The sequence below is a fragment of the Vibrio sp. MM46 genome (assembly GCF_027587135.1).
GTDB classification, from domain to species: domain Bacteria; phylum Pseudomonadota; class Gammaproteobacteria; order Enterobacterales; family Vibrionaceae; genus Vibrio; species Vibrio harveyi.
Genome location: NZ_JAPPTO010000123.1, coordinates 1 through 312 on the forward strand (window position 1 = coordinate 1; position 312 = coordinate 312).

General features: G+C 48.4%; 1 protein-coding gene. It reads right to left on the reverse strand.

Annotated elements, in window-relative coordinates; all coding sequences use genetic code 11:
- Window positions 1–312: hypothetical protein (locus OH459_RS28235; RefSeq protein WP_269989916.1), on the reverse strand; the 312-nt coding region annotated here is incomplete at both ends.

Here is a 312-nt window from a genome sequence, read left to right on the forward strand (position 1 = left end):
CGATGGTTGGTGCGTCGTTTACGCGAACCACATCCAACGAATCCGTGTCTGTCGCTTTCGGATTCACACCGTCTGATACCGAAGCACTAACAGATAAGGTAGTTAGGTCAAGCTGGTCATTATTAACCGCTTCGACACCTTTGTCGGTCAACTTAACTTGATCACCGTCTAGGACGAAGTAACCATCGGTGTTGTTTTCTAGCTGAACGGTAAGCTCGTCTGCTGGTGTATCTGTATCAGCAACAACAAGTGTTGCCACTACTGTGTCGGTAGATACCGCATCTTCAGTCACGCTATCGATGGCTGTGACGT